The following is a 4,020-nucleotide window of genomic DNA, read 5'->3' as shown; positions in this document are numbered from 1 at the left end:
GTTGTATCTAAAATCATATTAGAAATAAATTAATTTGCTATGGCTGAATAGTTACAATTTGTATTATATTACAAAAATATTGAAAATAATTGGAAAAAAGGTTATTTAGTATTAAAATTGAAAAAGAGGTAAAAATTAAATTTACTTATAAAAAATAAAAGGAGGATGTTATAATGTTAGAATTATCACTTAAAGAGCAAAAACAAATAAATGGAGGTAAACTTTTATATGTAATTACTGGTTTTAAAAATGGAAAAATATATTCAACTTATGAAACTTTTAGTCCAGCTGCCATAGGTGGCATAAAAGAAATGTATTCCAATGAAGGTTGTGACAAAGTAAATGTAAAGACTATAAGAGTTTAAATATGTATAAATAAAAAAATCACAAAAAAATAATATAATTTGCATTATATTACAAAAATATTGAAAATAGTTGAAAAAAAGGTTATTTAGTATTAAAATTGAAAAAGAGGTAAAAATTAAATTTACTTATAAAAAATAAAAGGAGGATGTTATAATGTTAGAATTATCACTTAAAGAGCAAAAACAAATAAATGGAGGTAAACTTTTATATGTAATTACTGGTTTTAAAAATGGAAAAATATTTTCAACTTATGAAACTTTTAGTCCAGCTGACATAGGTGGCATAGAAGAAATGTATTATTTTAATGAAGGTTGTGACAAAGTAACTGTAAAGACTATACGAGTTTAAAGTGGAAAAAATTATAATTAATAAAATTATATTTTATCTAATAATAAGAAAAGCTGATTTCTACATGGAATCGGCTTTTCTTACAAATTTGGGAATAAACAAATGATTATTTTATAGTGGAAAATTAAAGATAAAAGGTGAAAATATGGATATATTAAAAAAATATTATTGCATAAAACAACATGATATGAAAGATTGCGGTCCAGCATGTATAGCTACTATATCAAAACAATATGGATTAAAGATACCAGTATCAAAAATAAGGGAAGTAGCAGGAACGGATTTAGAAGGTACCTCGGTTTATGGTTTAGTACAAGCATCGGAAAAATTAGGATTTAGTTGTAAATCAGTAAGGGTATCTAAAAAAGAGGAGATATTTGATAACTTACCTACGCCTCTAATAGCGCATGTTATTATTGATAATACATTATTACATTATGTAGTAATACATAAAATTTCTAAGAAATATATTTTAGTTGCAGATCCTGCTAAAGGTATGATTAAATACACTCCAGAGGAATTTTTTGAAATATGGAGTGATATATTAATTTTAATGCTTCCTACAGCTACGTTTAAAAAAGGAGATGAAACTAAAGGGCTTTTTCAAAGATTTTGGGGATTAATAAAAGTTCAAAAAGGTTTATTGATAAACATATTTATATCCTCTTTATTAATAACGATATTAGGTATGGCTGGATCATTTTATTTTCAGTTTTTAATAGATGACATACTTCCCAATAATTTAAATAAAAATTTGTTTTCAATCTCTATAGCAATGTTAATATTAATTATTTTTAAGATTCTAATAGAATTTTTTAGAAGTATGTTACTTATTTATATGGCTCAAAATATAGATATCCCACTATTGTTAGGTTATTACAAACATGTAATAAGATTACCAATGAATTTTTTTAGTACAAGAAAAGTAGGAGAGATTATTTCGAGATTTAATGATGGCGGCAAAATAAGGGATGCAATTTCATCAGCAACTATAACTATAATGATTGACGTTATAATGGCATTGGTTGGAGGTATAATTTTATATTTTCAAAGTTCAAAGTTATTTTTTACTTGCTTAATTCCGATAATTTTATATTTAGTTTTGGTATTTGGATTTAAAAATAAATTGAAACAAATCAATAGAAGAGTCATGGAAGATGATGCGATATTAACGTCCTATTTAGTGGAATCTTTAGAAGGAATAGAAACAATAAAAGCTTTTAATGGTGAAAATTTAGTAGAAATGAAAACGGAGAATAAGTTTTTAAAGCTTATGAAGAGTTGTTTTAAACATGGATATATTTATAATTTTCAAGGTACATTAAAGAGTGTGATAAGTGGTGTATTTGGTATATGTTTATTATGGTTTGGAGGTAGTTTGGTTTTAAAAGGAGAGATAACTATTGGGCAATTAATAAGTTTTAATGCATTACTTGCATATTTTATTCAACCAATAGAAAGGTTAATAAATTTACAACCACAATTGCAAGAAGCAGTTGTTGCTAGTGATAGATTAGGCGAAATATTGGATTTAGAGTTAGAAAGGTCAACAAATGATAAAATAAAACCTAAATCATTAGTTGGTGATATAAGTTTAAAACATGTGAATTTTCAATATGGAGTTAGAGATCAAGTTTTAAATGATATAAGTATGAATATAAAAAAAGGAGATAAAATAGCCTTAGTTGGGGAAAGTGGTTCAGGAAAAACAACAATTGCAAAACTTTTAATGGGATTTTATAAATTAGAAGATGGTGAAATAATTATAAATAATTATAATATAAAAGATATAGATATAGATATATTAAGAGATAAGGTCAGTTATATATCGCAGGATTCATTTTTCTTTTCTGGAACCATAAGAGAAAATTTGGAATTTGCTAATGAGGATCTAACCTATGAAGATATGATTTATGCTTGTAAGAAAGCACAAATACATGAGTATATAGAAAATTCACCTTTAAGATATGAAACCCCTTTAGAAGAAAAGGGAATGAATTTATCAGGTGGGCAAAGACAGAGATTATCAATAGCTAGAGCTTTATTAAAAAAACCGGAAATATTAATAATGGATGAAGCAACATCTAGTCTTGACTCTGTCACAGAAAAAGCAATACAAAAGACATTGGAAGAATGTTCAGGAAATTTAACTACAATAATGATAGCACATAGGTTAAGTACAATTATGAAATGTAACAGGATATATGTTATAGATAAAGGAAACATAGTAGAAGGCGGTACTCATAAAGAATTATTAGAGAAAAGAGGCTATTATTATAACTTATGGAGTGCTCAAAGTATTGATGAATTAGATAAAAAACTTGTTAATAATATATGAAGGTGGTACTGTAATGAAATATAAGATTGAAAATTTAGAGGATGTAACAGATGCCAAAGATATAATGAATTCTTATTTAGATTCATGTTCATATAAATTATTAAAATATATGTTTTATATACTAATATTATTCTTAACTTTTATTATAATTTGGTCTATGTTTGCGACAAAGACTATAGTAATCAGTGCACATGGAGAATTATATCCTAAAGATAACATTTGCAATATATATATTAAAAATATAAGTTTGGGAACTGTAAAAGAAGGAGATAGAGTACAATTAGAAATTATACCTTTTTCACAAAATGAATATGGAGTAATAACTTCTAAATTGGAAAATATAAGTGATGATATTATAATAGATGAAAAATCAGAAGAAAAATATTATACAGCAACTTGTAAATTAGATACTAATATGCTTGTTGATAAAAAAGGGAACAAGATAAATATAAAAAATGGAATGGAAGCTAATATTAGTATAGTAAATTATGAAATATCATATTTTAATTATATACTAAAAAAAATAATACAATAATTTAAGGGTCTAGTTATGTTTTTGTAAAAACAAATATGTTACATTATTTTTAAATTAATTAGTGATAAATTTGGAATAACATACTCATAAATATTAAAGGAAGACTTAAAAATACCAGATATAAGTCATCTAATAGTATTGATGACATTCAAAATAGTTTAAGTGATACATCACTTGCAATGAAACAAGTTTTAGTAGCAGCAGAGGAACAAGCTAATATAGCATTAAAAATAGATGAACTTATTAAAAATTTTGTAGTTTAAATGTGATTTTATTTAAGACTATGTTTTAAAATAAAGTTAACATATGTATAAGTGAAAGCTGAACTGGGTAATTGAATTAAAACAAAACTTAAATGCAATAAAAGAATGTCAAAATCTAAAATGGACCCTATATAGTAGACACTCATAAAAGAGAGTCTATCTATATAGAG

General features: G+C 25.0%; 4 protein-coding genes. All 4 read left to right on the top strand.

Features of this window, described 5'->3' with window-relative positions:
• Window positions 1–173 precede the first annotated feature (173 nt).
• The 4 genes from RYM86_RS18405 to RYM86_RS18390 all read left to right on the top strand — a co-directional run bounded on the left by RYM86_RS18405 (window position 174) and on the right by RYM86_RS18390 (window position 3,587).
• Entirely contained in the window at window positions 174–365 is a 192-nt protein-coding gene (locus RYM86_RS18405) for a hypothetical protein (protein ID WP_315082294.1), read from the top strand.
• Between the two features lie 154 nt (window positions 366–519).
• On the top strand, window positions 520–714 hold the full coding sequence (locus tag RYM86_RS18400; protein WP_315082293.1) for a hypothetical protein: 195 nt from the start codon (window positions 520–522) through the stop codon (window positions 712–714).
• A 145-nt stretch (window positions 715–859) separates the two neighbouring features.
• A complete protein-coding gene (locus RYM86_RS18395; protein WP_315082292.1) occupies window positions 860–3,052 on the top strand; it encodes a peptidase domain-containing ABC transporter in 2,193 nt (730 codons plus the stop codon).
• A gap of 13 nt (window positions 3,053–3,065) precedes the next feature.
• Window positions 3,066–3,587 carry a hypothetical protein gene (locus RYM86_RS18390; RefSeq protein ID WP_315082291.1) on the top strand — a complete coding sequence of 174 codons (522 nt, stop codon included), beginning with the start codon at window positions 3,066–3,068 and terminating at the stop codon, window positions 3,585–3,587.
• Window positions 3,588–4,020: the final 433 nt, after the last annotated feature.

Origin of the sequence: uncultured Clostridium sp., assembly GCF_963527835.1 — a bacterium.
Lineage (GTDB): Bacteria > Bacillota > Clostridia > Clostridiales > Clostridiaceae > Clostridium.
This window is presented reverse-complemented; position numbering and strand designations above follow the sequence as displayed.

What these genes read in the sequence shown, in the direction of transcription:
- RYM86_RS18405 (WP_315082294.1), top strand. Translation starts at nt 174, where the DNA reads ATGTTAGAATTATCACTTAAAGAGCAAAAACAAATAAATGGAGGTAAA.
- RYM86_RS18400 (WP_315082293.1), top strand. Translation starts at nt 520, where the DNA reads ATGTTAGAATTATCACTTAAAGAGCAAAAACAAATAAATGGAGGTAAA.
- RYM86_RS18395 (WP_315082292.1), top strand. Translation starts at nt 860, where the DNA reads ATGGATATATTAAAAAAATATTATTGCATAAAACAACATGATATGAAA.
- RYM86_RS18390 (WP_315082291.1), top strand. Translation starts at nt 3,066, where the DNA reads ATGAAATATAAGATTGAAAATTTAGAGGATGTAACAGATGCCAAAGAT.